12 protein-coding genes are annotated in these 13,960 nt (G+C 71.7%); 2 read left to right on the top strand and 10 right to left on the bottom strand.

Going from position 1 to position 13,960, the window contains the following annotated elements; translation table 11 throughout:
- Positions 1–19: 19 nt before the first annotated feature.
- Entirely contained in the window at positions 20–691 is a 672-nt protein-coding gene (gene nucS / locus FDM97_RS28130; RefSeq protein WP_175439263.1) for an endonuclease NucS, read from the bottom strand.
- Between the two features lie 229 nt (positions 692–920).
- On the opposite strand from nucS, the gene FDM97_RS28125 reads away from it, so the two are divergent.
- Entirely contained in the window at positions 921–1,313 is a 393-nt protein-coding gene (locus FDM97_RS28125; protein WP_017236120.1) for an SCO5389 family protein, read from the top strand.
- Between the two features lie 183 nt (positions 1,314–1,496).
- Here the strand turns inward: FDM97_RS28125 and FDM97_RS28120 are convergent, their stop codons facing one another.
- Positions 1,497–2,531 (bottom strand): LLM class flavin-dependent oxidoreductase, encoded by a 1,035-nt coding sequence (locus FDM97_RS28120; RefSeq protein ID WP_137993306.1) that lies wholly within the window; start codon positions 2,529–2,531, stop codon positions 1,497–1,499.
- 199 nt (positions 2,532–2,730) lie between these two features.
- On the opposite strand from FDM97_RS28120, the gene FDM97_RS28115 reads away from it, so the two are divergent.
- Positions 2,731–3,057: an ATP/GTP-binding protein gene (locus FDM97_RS28115; RefSeq protein WP_137993305.1), complete on the top strand. Its 327-nt coding sequence runs from the start codon at positions 2,731–2,733 to the stop codon at positions 3,055–3,057.
- A 77-nt stretch (positions 3,058–3,134) separates the two neighbouring features.
- On the opposite strand, the gene FDM97_RS28110 is transcribed toward FDM97_RS28115, so the two are convergent.
- The 8 genes from FDM97_RS28110 to mce form a co-directional block, all read right to left on the bottom strand.
- Positions 3,135–3,944 (bottom strand): ABC transporter permease subunit, encoded by an 810-nt coding sequence (locus tag FDM97_RS28110; protein ID WP_137993304.1) that lies wholly within the window; start codon positions 3,942–3,944, stop codon positions 3,135–3,137.
- Entirely contained in the window at positions 3,941–5,059 is a 1,119-nt protein-coding gene (locus FDM97_RS28105) for an ATP-binding cassette domain-containing protein (RefSeq protein ID WP_137993303.1), read from the bottom strand. Before FDM97_RS28105 ends, FDM97_RS28110 begins: the two co-directional genes overlap by 4 nt.
- A 146-nt stretch (positions 5,060–5,205) precedes the next feature.
- Positions 5,206–6,081, bottom strand: coding sequence for a hypothetical protein (locus tag FDM97_RS28100; RefSeq protein ID WP_254705783.1), 876 nt, complete (start codon positions 6,079–6,081; stop codon positions 5,206–5,208).
- Positions 6,082–6,112: 31 nt separating this feature from the next.
- Positions 6,113–6,892, bottom strand: a complete 780-nt coding sequence (locus tag FDM97_RS28095) for an ABC transporter permease (protein ID WP_137993302.1) — start codon at positions 6,890–6,892, stop codon at positions 6,113–6,115.
- A 3-nt stretch (positions 6,893–6,895) separates the two neighbouring features.
- Positions 6,896–7,870 (bottom strand): ABC transporter ATP-binding protein, encoded by a 975-nt coding sequence (locus FDM97_RS28090; protein WP_137993301.1) that lies wholly within the window; start codon positions 7,868–7,870, stop codon positions 6,896–6,898.
- A gap of 74 nt (positions 7,871–7,944) precedes the next feature.
- Positions 7,945–8,883, bottom strand: coding sequence for a coiled-coil domain-containing protein (locus tag FDM97_RS28085; protein ID WP_137993300.1), 939 nt, complete (start codon positions 8,881–8,883; stop codon positions 7,945–7,947).
- A gap of 114 nt (positions 8,884–8,997) precedes the next feature.
- A complete protein-coding gene (gene scy / locus FDM97_RS28080) occupies positions 8,998–13,224 on the bottom strand; it encodes a polarized growth protein Scy (RefSeq protein ID WP_137993299.1) in 4,227 nt (1,408 codons plus the stop codon).
- Between the two features lie 175 nt (positions 13,225–13,399).
- Positions 13,400–13,840: a methylmalonyl-CoA epimerase gene (mce, locus tag FDM97_RS28075; RefSeq protein WP_137993298.1), complete on the bottom strand. Its 441-nt coding sequence runs from the start codon at positions 13,838–13,840 to the stop codon at positions 13,400–13,402.
- Between the last annotated feature and the right edge of the window lie 120 nt (positions 13,841–13,960).

Genomic DNA, 13,960 nt, shown 5'->3' with positions numbered 1-13,960 from the left:
GCCGTACTCGTACAACAGGTCAGAACAGCCGCAGCTTGTCGTCCTCGATGCCGCGCAGCGCGTCGTAGTCGAGCACCACGCAGTCGATGCCGCGGTCCGTCGCGAGCACCCGCGCCTGCGGCTTGATCTCCTGCGCCGCGAAGACGCCCTTCACCGGCGCGAGGTGCGGATCGCGGTTCAGCAGCTCCAGATAGCGGGTCAGCTGCTCCACGCCGTCGATCTCGCCGCGCCGCTTGATCTCGACCGCGATCGTCGCCCCGTCGGCGTCCCGGCACAGGATGTCCACCGGGCCGATCGCCGTCGGGTACTCGCGGCGGATCAGCGTGTGGCCCTCGCCGAGGGTCTCGATGCGGTCGGCGAGCAGCTCCTGGAGGTGCGCTTCCACGCCGTCCTTGATGAGACCCGGGTCCACGCCGAGCTCGTGCGAGGAGTCGTGGAGGATCTCCTCCATCGTGATGATCAGTTTCTCGCCCGCTTTGTTCACCACGGTCCAGATGCCGGCCTCCCCGTCGGCACCTTCCTTGAGGGTGCAGGGCGGCGACATCCAGTTGAGCGGTTTGTACGCCCGGTCGTCCGCGTGGATGGAGACGCTGCCGTCTGCCTTGACCAGGATCAGACGGGGAGCGGAGGGCAGGTGGGCGGTGAGCCGGCCGGCGTAGTCCACGGAGCAGCGGGCGATGACGAGACGCATGGTCGGCAACGCTACAAGACACACGCTCTTCCGCGCGATTCGGCTCTTAACGCCCGCCCAACCTCCGTCGGTTATTGGCCGGTTGTGTTCCCAATCTCCTGGTGCGCTCCCCAGTGCGCGCTTACCGTGGAAGCTGGAGGTCGCCGTCCGTGCACGCTGCGTGTCGTACGGGGGGTCCTTCATCCCTGCCCGTAAGACCCCGTCCGTCGGGGTCGCGAGAGGAGAACCCATGTCGCTCGACGTCTCACCGGCGCTGTTGGAACAGGCCGAGCGAGGCGAGGTCGACGAAGCCGACTTCGTCGACTGCGTCCGGACCTCCCTGCCCTACGCATGGGAGATGATCAGTTCTCTGGTGGCTCAGCTGAAGGTCGACGGCGGCGAGTTCGCCGACAACCAGACGCCGCCGCCGAACGAGCAGGCACGTGGACAGCTGTTGCGTGCACTCGCGAGTGATGCGATCCGTGGTGCGCTGCAGCGACACTTCGGGGTGCGTCTGGCCTTCCAGAACTGCCACCGTGTGGCGGTCTTCCCGCTGGACCCCGCGGTGGACGAGCGGCTCGCCCGCTTCACCTCCGTACGAGGTCAGCTGCTCAACCAGTCGCCGGAACTGCGCGACTGCTGAGGCACGGTGCTGCCGCTCCGCATCGCGGGAGACGCGAACGATGCGAAGAGATGCCGGGGCGGCAGCACGCCCCTTACCCCGCCCCCGGACCGCACCCAGACGCCGAGCGCGACGCCGACAGGGGGCCGGTCCCACAGTCGTCCTGCGACGGCCAGGCGCGCCGCCGCCGCGCTCCCCGCGCCGTCAGGTCAGGAGCGGCAGCACCTCGGCGCCGAGCCGCCGTACGTTCTCCTCGGTGGCCGCGAGATCGCCCGTGCCCTCGGCGAGCAGCGCGAAACGCGTGATGCCCGTACGCTCCGAGGTCGCCGCGAGCCGGTCGGCCGCGAGCCGGGGCGTGCCCACGGGGTGCAGCCCGCACAGCAGCTCCGTGTACGCCACGGGGTCCCGCATCGCGCGGTGTCGGCCGTCCACGGTCACATGGGCGTCGAGGCCCTGCTTCAGCCAGCCGGGCATCGCCTTCACCAGGGCCTCGGCCGCGTCCGCCCCGCGGTCCGCGAGCTGGGCGACGCCCGCCGAGACATGGCCCGCGCCGATCCGCGCGATCTCGTCGGGGGTGCGCCCGGCCTCGCGCGCGCAGCGCTCCCAGGCGGCCACCATCTCGGCCTTCTCCTCGTCGCCGCAGTGCATCCCGAGCAGCATCGGCAGCCCGCGCTCGGCGGCCAGCCGGACGCTCTTGGAGGAGGTGCAGGCGACGAGCACCTCGGGCGCCGCGTCGCCGCCGATGAGCTCATCGGGGCGCGGTACGACGGCCACCTCGCGGAAGGCGAATCGTTCTCCCTCGGCGGCGACGCGCGGCTCGGTCAGCCAGCGCAGGAGCAGGTCGAGGGATTCGGGGAAGCCCTGCTCGTACGCCTTCAGGCCCGCGCCGAACACCTCGAGGTCGATCCACGGCCCGCCGCGGCCCACGCCGAGCGTGAACCGGCCGCCGGAGGTGAGGTGCAGCAGCGCGGCCTGCTCGCCCAGCGCGACCGGATGGACGGCCGGCAGCACGCTGACCGCCGTACCGACCCGGATCCGGCGCGTGCGGCCGAGCAGCAGCGCGGCCAGGGTCACGGCCGACGGACAGACGCCGTACGGAACGAAGTGGTGCTCGGCCAGCCAGACGGAGTCGAGCCCCGACTCCTCGGTGACCTCGGCCGTCCGCACCGCCCGGTGCAGCGCCTCGCCCTGGCCCTGGCCCGGGAACTGGGCGGCCAGAACAAACGTACCCACGCGCATCGCCTTCTGCCTCCTTGCGGCCGACGCGGTTCTCCCCCTCGCACTGGCAACAACGTCTGACACGTGCCAAAGGCAACGGCCCCGCCTGAAGTTCTTGCGATTTTCCGCTAACTCCGCCCGAAGGGTGGGCCGGGCCACTGTGTCGCGGCCCGTAGGCTTGACCGAACTGTCCGTGTTCCCGGCTCCGTGAGGTGTGAGAGTGTCCCCGCGTCGCAACCGTCCCAAGGGCGGCGAGAATCCCGATCCCCAGGGTGAGTCGGCCGACCGGTACGGCGGTTCGCAGCGCAGCGAGACCTGGCAGGGCGAGGAGTGGCTCGTCCGGCACGTGGCGGGCGCGAGCGCGCCCGGCAAGCGCTATCGCTGCCCGGGCTGCGACCAGGAGATCCCCGGGGGCGCCCCGCACGTGGTGGCCTGGCCGGAGTACGGGGGAGTGGACGACCGGCGGCACTGGCACAAGGCCTGCTGGAACGCGAAGGACCGCCGCACCTCGAGGGTGCAGCGGTCCCGTAACGCGCCGAGGTACTGAGCCTCGTCCTCGGCCTCGGCCTCGGCCTCGGCCCCGGTCCGGCTGTCCGGCTGTCGGACCGTCCGACGGCCCTGGCGTCAGACGTCCCGGCTGTTCAGCAGGGCGTACGCGCCGCCCATCGCCGCGGCCGCGATGATCAGCAGGATCCACACCGGGTCCCAGCCCGAGGGACCGGACTGCGTCATCGCCGACTTGCCCGCGTACAGCGCGATGAGCTGGCTCGGGATCGCGTAGTCGAGGAGCCACTCCTGCACCTTGGCCAGCGATTCCGAGAACATGAACATGGCGGCCACCAGCGGCAGCAGCAGGACGCCGATCATGACGGTGATCGCGCCCGCCGAGTGCCGGATCATCGCGCCGACGGCCAGCGAAAGCAGCCCGAGCAGCGCGATGAACAGGCCGACGCCGACCGTCGCCCGCAGCCACTCCGCGCCCGTGGGCTCCGCGGCGTCCACCATCGCCACCTGCGCCAGGGCGACCACCGTCGCGGTGAGCGTGGTGACGGTGAAGACGAGCAGGAAGAAGACGATCGCCTTCGCCGTCAGGACCCGGCCGCGGCTCGGGCAGGCCGTCAGCGTCGTACGGATCATGCCGGTGCCGTACTCCGAGGCGACGGTCAGCACGCCCAGCGTGATCACGCAGATCGACCCGAGCAGCACACCGAAGAAGCCGAGGCCGAGCGCCGACTCGCCCTCGGTGGAGACCTCCGAGCCGGCCACGATGGCCGCGACGCCGAGGCCGATGCCCAGCATCAGCAGCACCATCACACCCAGCGTCCACATCGTGGAGCGCACGGAACGGATCTTGGTCCACTCCGAGGCCAGCGCGTCACCGAGGTGCGCCCGGCGCACCGGGATGGGCGAGACGTACGAGTACGGGGTGGTCATCGGGCGTCCTCAACGTTCGTGGCGTTCTGCGCAGGCTCGCTCTGCTGCGGCGCGGCGTACGGGTTCTGTCCGGGCGGCGGAGGGGCGTACCAGCCCTGCTGGGGCACCTCCGGGATCTCCGGCTGCGCCGGCGGGGCGTACCCCGCCTGGTGCGCGTGCGGGTGCGGCTGCGGCTGCTGGAGGTGGGCGAGCTGGTCCTCGGTGGAGCGGTAGTCCACGGCGCCCTGCGTCATCCGCATGTACGCCTCCTCCAGCGAGGCCTGGTGCGGGGACAGCTCCCAGAGCCGTACATCCGCGTCGTGCGCCAGATCGCTGATCCGGGGCAGGGGGAGACCGGTCACCCGGAGCGCCCCGTCCGGCTCGGACATCACCTGGCCGCCGGCCTCGGTGAGCGCGGCCGTCAGCTTCTCCCGCTGCTGCGGCTCGGTCTGCGGGGTCCGCACCCGGGCGAAGTCCGCCGAGTTCGCCGAGATGAAGTCCTTGACACTCATGTCGGCCATGAGCTGGCCTCGGCCGATGACGATCAGATGGTCGGCGGTCAGGGCCATCTCGCTCATGAGGTGGCTGGAGACGAAGACGGTCCGGCCCTCGGAGGCGAGCTTCTTCATCAGGTTGCGGACCCAGAGGATGCCCTCGGGGTCGAGACCGTTGACGGGCTCGTCGAAGAGCAGCACCTGCGGGTCGCCGAGCAGCGCGGCCGCGATACCGAGCCGCTGCCCCATGCCGAGCGAGAAGCCCTTGGAGCGCCGCTTGGCGACGTCCTGGAGGCCCACGACCCCGAGCACCTCGTCGACCCGCTGCGCCGGGATGCCGGCGAGCTGCGCGAGCGACAGCAGATGGCTGCGGGCGCTGCGTCCGCCGTGCACGGCCTTGGCGTCGAGCAGCGCACCGACCTGCCGGGGCGCGTTCGGCAGCTGCCGGAAGGGATGGCCGCCGATCGTGACATGCCCGGAGGTCGGCCGGTCGAGCCCGAGGATCATGCGCATCGTCGTGGACTTGCCGGAGCCGTTGGGTCCGAGGAAGCCGGTGACGGTCCCCGGCCGCACCTGGAAGGAAAGGTTGTACACGGCCGTCTTGGCGCCATAGCGCTTCGTCAGGCCGACTGCCTCGATCATTACTCCAGCCCCATCGACAGGTCACATCGTCGTCGGGGCCCTGGCCGAGGCCGTGCCCCCCGTATGAGCTAGGAGCTTATCGAGCCGTTGACGGTTCCGGCGAAACACGAGAATCGCGAGGCGCCGGGACCCGCCGGGCGGCCGGCTCAGACGTTCCCGGCCTGCGGCGGCAGGGAATCCGCGAGCGGGGGCAGGTCGTCGTACAGGCGCGGCTCGGCCGAGTCGTCGAGGTAGGGAAGGAAGTCGGTCCGGGGCAGCACCCACCCCTCCTCCCGGAAGATCCCGGTGCCGCGAGCCCGGACGGCCTGGTCCGCGCCCGCGCTCCCGACCCAGCTGACGGGGTCGGGACCCAGCAGCTCGCGGAGCCGGGAGGAGCGGCTCAGCAGCCCGGACAGCAGCTCCGCCTGATCCCCGCCGCCCGGCAGGGGCCGCTTCCCGTCGACCGCGAGAACGCCATGGGCGCTGAAGTAGAGGGAGGCGCCGCCGAGCCGCTCTCCCGAGGGCATGATCATCTCGAAGGTGTCCCCGGGGAGGATCGCACGCAGGTAGTTGGGCTCGGTGTCGTCGACCGCCGTGAGCTGACGCGCGTCGAACCACGCGATCACCAGCGTCGCGGAGCCGTCCGGATCGACGTACGGCGTGCCCGCCACGTACCCCGCGGGACTGATGTGGCCCGAGCAGCCGACGCCGATACCGCGCACCCGCACCGGGACCATGGGCACGGCGACGGGCAGGTTCAGCCGGCGCAGTTTGTGCCGTACCTGACCGGGCGCCGCGTTCGAGCCCACGGCGATCACCGGATGGCGGCGCCCGGTGGTCTCCTGCCCCCGCGCCGTGAGGACCTCGTCGAGCCGGCCGCGCCCGTCGACCGTCCACTCGCCCAGGCGCGTGGCCCGCACGTCCAGCGGCAGGAGCTCGTCACCGAGGAGGAGGGAGGGCCGCGTGGCCGGGCGCCCGGGATAGGTCAGGGGGAGTTCGGCCGGGACGTCGTCCAGACCGAGCGCCTCCAGGCTGCGATCCATCACATGGTCCTTCGCGTGCGGACCCGTCGCGTCAGGCGTCCCGCTTCTTCATGACCAGGTAGCCGCCCAGCAGCGCCGCCGCCACCCAGATCAGCATGATGCCGAGACCGGCCCATGGACCGTACGGTGCCTTCTCCGAGTTCATCGCGTCCGGGACGACCTGCATGATCTTGGATCCGGCCTGGTCGGGGAAGTAGCGGGCCACGTCCTTGGCCTTGGGGACCGCCGAGAGGATCTGGGAGACCAGGAAGAAGAACGGCACCAGGATGCCGAGCGAGAGCATCGACGAGCGCAGCATCGTCGCCACGCCCATCGAGAAGAGCGCGATCAGGCCCATGTAGAGGCCGCCGCCCACGACCGCCCGCAGGACGTTGTCCGCGCCGAGCGTCGTGCGGTGGTCGCCGAGGAGCGCCTGGCCCAGGAAGAAGGAGAGGAAGCTGGTCGCCAGGCCCACCAGCAGGGCCAGCGCCCCGGCCACCGCGATCTTGGAGAAGAGGAAGGTCGCCCGCTGCGGGACCGCCGCGAGCGAGGTGCGGATCATGCCCGAGCTGTACTCCGTGCCGATCACCAGGACACCGAAGACCACCATCGCCAGCTGGCCGAGCACCATCCCGGAGAAGCTGATGAACGTCGGGTCGAAGGTCGCCTGCTCCGCCGGGGAGAGGTCCTCGAACGTCGAACTCAGCAGGGCGCACAGCGCCGCGCTCATCGCCACCGTCACCAGGAGCGCGCTCGCCAGGGTCCAGATCGTCGAGGAGACCGTCCGGATCTTGGTCCACTCCGACTGCAGGACCGCGGATACCGCTGCCATCGTTCAGGCTCCCTTGGTGGTCTCGCCCCAGCGGGGGCCGGCGGCGGGGGGCGCTTGCGCGCCGTGTACGTCCGTGCCGTGCGCGTGGTACTCCACCGCGCCGGCCGTCATCTGCATGAACGCCTCCTCCAAGGAGGCGCGCTGGGCGCTCAGTTCGTGCAGCACGAGCCGGTTCTCGGCGGCCAGTTCACCGAGCTTCTCGGTCGTGGCGCCGTCCACCTCCAGCGTGCCGTTGCCCGCCTCGACGGGGGTGAAGCCGTTGGCGTGGAGGAGGTCGCGCAGCTGCTCCTGCTGCGGCGAGCGGAGCCGTACGTAACTCCGCGAATTCTGGTGGATGAAATCCGCCATCGACGTGTCGGCCAGCAGTTTTCCCTGCCCGATCACGATGAGATGATCAGCCGTCAGTGCCATTTCACTCATCAGATGACTGGAAACGAAGATCGTCCGGCCCTCGGCCGCGAGCGCCTTCATCAGATTGCGGATCCAGTGAATTCCCTCGGGGTCCAGACCATTGACGGGCTCGTCGAACATCAGGATCTCGGGATCACCGAGCAGCGCCGAGGCGATTCCCAGGCGCTGGCCCATACCGAGGGAGAAGCCCTTCGACTTCTTCCTCGCGACCGGGGTCAGACCCACCAGGTCGAGGACCTCGCCGACCCGGCTCGCCGGAATGCGGTTGGACTGCGCGAGGCAGAGGAGGTTGTTGTACGCGGACCGGCCGCCGTGCATCGCCTTGGCGTCGAGCAGCGCCCCGATGTACTTGAGCGGCTCCTGCAGGTCCCGGTAGTGCTTGCCGTCGATCCGGACCGTACCGCTGGTCGGATTGTCCAGATCGAGCATCATGCGCATCGTCGTCGACTTGCCCGCGCCGTTCGGCCCGAGGAAGCCGGTGACGACACCGGGCCGGACCTGGAAGGAGAGATGGTCGACCGCCGTCTTCGTCCCGTACCTCTTCGTGAGGCCCTCGAGCTCGATCATGCGTACCAACCTAAGGGCGCGCAAAACCCCCCGCCACCGGAATGACGGAGGGTCTGCGTGGAGCTACGAACTTGTTACCGGGACTGCTGCGCCGGGACACCGCGGGTGGCCGGCTCGTCGTCGATCGGGGAGCCCGCCGCCGCCACCGCGGCACCGGTCAGCGTGGCCAGCATCTCGCGGACGTTGGTCAGCTGGGCGTTGATCGAGTCGCGGCGGTTCGTCAGCGCCGCCAGCTCGCGCTCCGATTCCGAACGGATGCGGTCGGCCTTGGCGTTCGCGTCGGCCACGATGTCCTCGGCCTGGCGCTGCGCGGTCTCCACCGTCTGACGGGCGCGGCGCTCGGCGTCCGTACGCAGCTTCTCGGCCTCCAGGCGGAGCTGCTCGGCGCGGTGCTCGATCTCGGCGAGGCGCTTCTCGGCCTTGGCCTGACGCGAGGCCAGGTCGCGCTCCGACTGCTCGCGGCGCTTGGCCAGGTTGGTCTCGAAGTCCGCGGCGGCCTGGGCGGCCTTGGCGCGGGTCTCCTCGAAGAGGGCGTCCGCCTCCTCGCGCTTGGACTGCGCGTCCTTCTGCGCCTCGGCACGCAGCGAGTTGGCCTCACCCTGCGCCTTCTCGACGATCCGGACGCCCTCGTCCTCGGCCTTCGCCTTGCGGTCCGCGGCGAACGACTCGGCGTCGTTGCGCACCTGCTGGGCGGCCGACTCGGCCAGCTCGCGGTGCTGCTCGGCCGCGCGACGGGCCTCCTCGCGCAGGTCCTTGGCCTCCTCCTCGGCGAGGCGGAGGATCTTCTCGACGCGCGCGCCGAGGCCGGCGTACGACGGCTCCGCGTCGCTGACCTGGGCCTGGGCGTTCTGCGTCTCGAGGTGGAGTTCCTCGATGCGCTTTTCCAGCGAGGTGATCCGGGTCAGAGCACTGTCACGGTCGGCGACGAGTTTGGTAATGCGGTCGTCCACCTGACCGCGGTCGTAACCACGCCGCACGAGCTCGAAGCCGAAGGGGGAGGAAGTGTCGCTCATGGGGTTCCTGTCGAATGAGACCGGTGAGGTGTTAGGGGGAATCCTAGGGGCCGAAGCGGCGTGTCATCGAGCGGATGCCCGTTTGATCTGGAGAATGTCCAGCCTTTTGAGTGGCTAGCCCTCGGAAGACTTGCCACTCGAACGTGTAACCCCCGCTGACGCGCCTGCCTTGACCCCATCCTTCGTTCCGCCGGTGGGCGTCTCGAAAGACTCCAACGCTTCGAGGACGTCCTGGACACGGGAGATCTCGGCATTGATGTCCTCGCGACGGCGCACGAGCACATCCAGATCGCGCTTGCCCTCGGTGATCATCTTCTCGGCATCGCGCTCGGCCTCCGCCTTGATCTTCTCCGCCTCGGCGATGAGCGAGGCCTTCTTCTGCTCGGCCTCCTTGAGGAGCGCCTCGGCCTTCCGCACGGCGGCGATCCGGACCTTGCTCGCTTCCGAACTCGCTTCCGAGAGCATTTCCTTGGACTTCTCCTCGGCCTGGGCCTGCTGCTCCGTGGCGGCCTTGACCAGCTTGTCGACGCGCTCCCCCGCGGTCTTCATCTGCTCGGCCGTCTCGCGCCGCGCCCGCTCGTGCAGCTCCTCGATCTCCCCCTCGATCCGGGCCCGCAGCTCCTCCGCCCGCTCCCTTATGGCCGTCGCGTCGCTGCGCGCCCCGACCAGGAGCTCGTCCGCGTCCGTACGCGCCTTCTCCACCAGCGAGTTGCCCTCGACCGTCGCCTCGGCCACGATCCGCTCGGCCTCCTTGCGGGCCGCGCCGACCATCGTGTCCGCCTGCGACTCGGCCTCGGTGGTGGCGTTCAGCGCCTCCTCCTGCGCCTTCGCCATCAGCTGGTCGGCCTGCTCGGCCGCGTCCGCGCGGCGCTTGGCGCCCGCCTCGCGCGCCTCGTCGAGCGTACGGTCGGCCTCGGCACGCGCCTCCGCACGCATCTGCTCCGCCGCCGCCTCGGCGTCCGCCTTGACGCGGTCGGACTCGGTACGGATCCGCTCGGCCTCGCTCGTCGCCTCGCCGATGAGGCTGTCCGCCTGCTCGGCGGCGTCCGCGCGCCGCTTGTCGGCGGCCTTGCGGGCCTCGTCGAGGACCTGCTCGCCGTCCGCCCGCGCGGCGGCCCGCAGGGCCTCCGCCTCGGCCTCGCCCTCCGCCTTGACCTGCTCCGCCTCGGTCCGCAGCCGCAGCGCGTCCTGCTCGGTCGACTCCAGGAGCTCCGCCGCCTCGGCGGTGATCCGCTCGGCCTCGCTCGTGGCCTCCCCGATGAGCGCGTCGGCCTGTTCGGCGGCGTCGGAGCGGCGCTTGTCGGCGGCCTTGCGGGCCTCGTCGAGGACCTGCTCGCTGTCGGCGAGGGCGGCGACGCGCAGCGCCTGGGCATGGGCCTCGCCGTCGGTCCTGAGCTGCTCGGCCTCGGCACGCAGCTCGGCCGCCTCGGCGGTGATCCGCTCGGCCTCGCTCGTCGCCTCGCCGATGAGCGCGTCGGCCTGTTCGGCGGCGTCGGAGCGGCGCTTGTCGGCGGCCTTGCGGGCCTCGTCGAGGACCTCCTCGGCCTCGGTCGCGAGCCGGTCGGCCTCGCTCGCGGCCTCCGTGACGAGCGTGTCCGCCTGGGCCGCGGCCTCGGAGCGGATGCGGTTGGCGTCCTCGCGGGCGTCCGCACGGGTCCGGGCCGCGTCCTGCTCGGCCGACGCCAGCGCGTCCGTCGCCTCGGTGCGTACCCGCTGGGCGTACTCGGCGGTGTCCGCGCGCAGCTTCTCCGACTCGGCGATCGCGTCCCCGACGGTCCGCTCGGCCAGCGCCTTCGCCGCCTCGGACTCCTCCTGGGCGCGCTCCCGGATGCGGTTGGCGTCCTCGGTGGCCCGCTCCCGCTCCTCGTACGCGTCGGCGCGGACCCGGTCCGCCTCCTCCTGCGCCTCGGTCCTGGTGCGCTCGGCCGCGTGCTCGGCCGCGCTGCGCAGCCCGGAGATCTCCTCCTCGGCCTGCTCGCGCAGACCGGCGACCGAGTCCCGGACCTCCTGCGCGGTCTGCTCGGCGGCGGAGACCATCTCCGTGGCCCGCCGGTCCGCCTCCTCGACCAGGCGCTGCGCCTCGGTCTGCGCCTCCTCCACCCGCTTACGGGCGGAGGCGAGCAGCTCCTCGGACTGCTCGCGGGCGTGCTCGCGCTCCCGGCCGGCCTCGGAACGGGCCGACTCCAGCGTCTCCTCGGCCTCCCGGCGGCGCCGGTTGGCCTCCTCCTGCGCGGCGGCCAGCGCCTCGGCTGCCTCGGCGGCCACCCGCTCGGCGGCGGCGGCGGCCTCGGCCCGTACCCGGTCCGCGGTCTCCTGGGCCTCCGACTTCAGTCGCTCGGCCTCCGTCTGCGCCTCCGTCCGCAGCCGTACGGCCGCGGCCTCGGCATCGGCGCGCGCGGTGGACGCGTCGGACGCGGCCTCCGTCCGCAGCCGCTCGGCCTCCTGCTCGGCCTGGGCCTGGAGCGTACGGATCCGCTCGGCGGCCTCCGTGCGCAGCCGCTCGGTCTCCTCCGCGGCCTCGCGCCGCAGCCGCTCGCTCTCGGCGCGGGCGTCCGTGAGCTGCTGCTCGGCGCTCTCGACCCGCGACTCGGCCTCGGTGTGCAGCCGGGTCAGCTCCTCGGCCGCCTCCGCCTGCCGGGCCGCGGCGGCCCGCTCCGCGTCCTCGCGCAGCGAGGCCGCGTCGCGCTCGGCGGCCTCCTTCACCGCCTCGGCCTGCTCCTCGGCCTCGGCCCGCATCCGCTCGGCCTCGGCGCGGGTGCGCTCCAGGGTCTCCTCGGCCTGGGTGCGCAGCGTCTGCGCGCGCTCCATGGCCTCGGAGCGGACCCGCTCGCCCTCGGCGCCCGCGCTCGCGCGCAGCTCCTCGGCGTCGGCACGGGCCTTGGTCAGCAGCTCCTCGGCGGTACGGGCCGCCTCCTCGATCTGCTGGACCGCCTCGCGCCGGGCCTCGCCGCGGATCTTCTCGCCCTCGGCGATCGCCTCGGCGCGCAGCTGCTCGGCCTCGCCGCGCAGCCGGCGCGCCTCCTCCTGCAGCTCGACCGTCTTGGCGCGGTACTCCTTGGTGTCGTCCTTCGCCGCGCCCAGGAACTCGTCGGCCCGCTCCTCGGCCTGGGTGCGCAGCCGGTCGGCCTCCGCCTCGGCCTCGCGGCGGATGCGCTCGGCCTCCTCCGAGGCCTTGCGGGTGGTCTCCTGGGCGTCCTCGGACGCCTTGGTCAGGACCTCCTCGGCCGTGCGGGCGGCCTTGGCCAGGGCGGCGGCGGAGTCCTCGGCGGCGACCGTACGGGCCTTCTCGGCCGCCTCGGAGACCAGCTTCTCGGCCGCGGCGCTCGCCTCGCGGAGCTTCTCCTCGGCCTCGCCCTTGAGGGTCTCGGCCTCCTTGGTCGCCTCGGAGACCAGCCGGGCGATCTCCGCCTTCGCCGTACGCGTGCGCTGCTCGTTGGCGGACTCCGCGGAGGACAGCTGCCTGGCGGCCGCCTCCTTGGCCTCCGACAGAGCCTTCTCGGCCTCCGCGCGGGCCTCGCGGAGCCTCTCCTCGGCCTCCTGCATCCGCTGCTCGGCGGCGCGGGACAGCTCGGTGGCCTGCTGGCGGGCCTGCTCGGTCTCGGCGGTGGTGGACGAGCGCAGCTGCTCGGCGTGGCTGGTGGCCTCCTGCGCCTGCGTCGACGCGGCGTTCAGAAGGCGCTCGGCGTCCTTGCGGGCGCGCAGCAGAATCGCTTCGGCCTCGGCACGGGCCGCCGTCGCCTCCGAACCCACCCGCTGGCGGGTCTCCTCGGCGAGCCGGGTGGCCTCGGCGCGCGCGGCGGCGAGCGCCTGCTCGGCCTCGGCGCGGGACTCCTCCATCAGGCGGCGGGCCTGGGACTCCGTACGGGCGCGCAGCTGCTCGGCCCAGGCGACGTTCTCGTTGACGTGCGCCTCGACGGTCTGGCGGCGCTCCGCGAGCTCCTGGTCGAGCCGCTGACGGCGCTGGACCGCCTCGTTGTGCAGCTCGGCCTGGAGGCGGGCCTGGTGCTCGGCGTGCTCCTGGAGGATGCGCTGGGTCTGGGCGCGTGCCTCGCGCAGCTCGCGCTCGGCGTCCTGGCGCAGCTGGTCGGCCTGGATCTGCGCGTTGCGCAGGAGCTGCTCGGCCTGGTAGCCGATGTCCGCGCTGTCGTAGGCGGGCCGGGACGCGATGGTGCGGCGCGCCTCGTGGAGCTTGGCACGCAAGACCTCGACCTGGTAACCGAGGTCCTCGGCGTGCTGGACGGCCTTCTCCCGCTCGGTCTTCAGCCGGTCCATCTCGGCTTCGAACCGCGAAAGATGGTCGTCTTCAGCTCGGTGGCTCTCCTGGCGTTCGTAGCCCCGCACTGCGCGGTCCCATCCGTCCCCTGGTCGCAACACTCCAACGAGCACCGTTCCGAAGGAGAACGGCCCCCCGGGGAATCGTGGCAGATCGGATACCCCGACTTCGACCCGCATGGCATGCGGCACCGACCGGCCCCGGCCCGGAGCCGCCCACTCTACCGGGCCAGGAATCCGGAGGTCAGTGCTCCGCCGAGGAGGGATCAGCCGACGTGACCAGTTCGGTCAGTACGCCGTGGCAGTCCTTGGGGTGCAGGAAGGTGATCCGGGAGCCCATGGAACCGACGCGGGGCGCGTCGTAGAGGACCCGTACGCCCTTGGAACGGATGGCCTCGGCGTCCCCGTCCACGTCCGCGGTCCCGAAGGCGATGTGGTGGACGCCCTCACCGTTCTTGGCCAGCCACTTGCCCACCGCGGAGTCCTCCCGGGTGGGCTCCAGGAGCTGGAGGTACGAGGCGCCGCCGTCGGAGGTCTCGTTGATCTTGAGCATGGCCTCGCGGACGCCCTGCTCCTCGTTCACCTCGGAGTGGAACACCTCGAAACCGTAGGTCGCACGGTAGAACTCCACCGTCTTGTCGAGGTCGAAACAGGCGATCCCGATGTGGTCGATTCGCGTCAGCATTCCTCCAGTGCAGCGCCCGGTGGATGGTTACGCAACGTGCGCGCCGTCACACCGGCTGCCCGGTGACCGGGTACGGCACCGCTCAGTACATTGGCGGTAAACCCTCGTTCACTCCTCATC

It is taken from the genome of Streptomyces vilmorinianum, assembly GCF_005517195.1.
GTDB lineage: Bacteria > Actinomycetota > Actinomycetes > Streptomycetales > Streptomycetaceae > Streptomyces > Streptomyces vilmorinianum.
This window is presented reverse-complemented; position numbering and strand designations above follow the sequence as displayed.